This window comes from Alcanivorax sp. HI0044 (assembly GCF_001634945.1).
Genome location: NZ_LWEZ01001160.1, coordinates 1 through 1,059, shown reverse-complemented (window position 1 = coordinate 1,059; position 1,059 = coordinate 1). Strand labels below are relative to the sequence as shown.

General features: G+C 56.9%; 1 pseudogene. It reads left to right on the top strand.

The features are described 5' to 3' along the window. A pseudogene (locus A3730_RS31730) lies at positions 1–1,059 on the top strand (hybrid sensor histidine kinase/response regulator); the annotation flags it as partial.

Sequence of the window (1,059 nt, the reverse complement as noted above, 5' to 3'; positions counted from 1 at the left end):
GGGGCCGATCATTACCGTCTTACTGGGCGGTTCACTGATCTACAAGATGGTGTCGGTGGCCCAGCAGCAACACATTACCTCCATTGCCGATTTCCTGGCCGCCCGCTACGGGAAGTCCCGGCGCCTGGCTGTGCTGGTCACCCTGGTGGCCATTGTCGGGGTGTTGCCCTACATCGCCTTACAGCTAAAAGCCGTCACCCTGTCGTTTGATTATGTGCTGGAGGAATCTGCGCCGGGCCAGGTGGATACGGCACTGGTGGTCGCTGCACTGATGGCTATTTTCACCTTGCTGTTCGGTACCCGGCATATCGATACCACCGAGCACCAATCCGGCTTGATGCTGGCGGTGAGTTTTGAATCCTTTATCAAGGTGGTGGCGTTTGTCGGGCTGGGCTTGTATTGCCTGTATGCCATTTTTGATGGCCCGGTGGATATGTGGCAGCAGCTGAGCGAGCGCAGCGATGTCATGCAGAGTTTTGAACCGACCCTGTTTTCGCAAAGTTTCGTCACTTCATTATTGCTTTCCATGGTGGCGATTCTCTGTCTGCCCCGTCAGTTCCATGCCGGTGTGGTAGAAAACAATGACCTGCGCCATTTGCGCACCACGCGCTGGTTGTTTCCGTTTTACCTGGCGCTGTTTGCGATTTTTGTTCTGCCGATCGTGATTGCCGGCGTGATTACCCAGCCCTACCTGATCGGTCATGCAGACACTTACATGTTGTCGTTGCCCATGGCCCAGGCCAATCACGGCATGCTGATGCTGTCGTTTATTGGCGGGATTGCGGCGGCCACTGGCATGGTGATTGTCTCCACCATGGCGCTGGCCATTATGTTGACCAACGAAGTGCTGCTGCCCATGTGGTTGCAGTCGCGGCTCAATGAAAAGGATCAGCTGCCGGATCTCAGCACGCAACTGCGCTTTCTGCGCCGGGCCAGCATTCTGGTGTTGCTGGGGCTGGCGTTTGCCTTCCATACGCTGATCGACCGGTTCGACGGCCTTGCCAGTATCGGGCTGCTGTCGTTTGCCGCCGTGGCCCAGTTCGCGCCATCACTGATCGG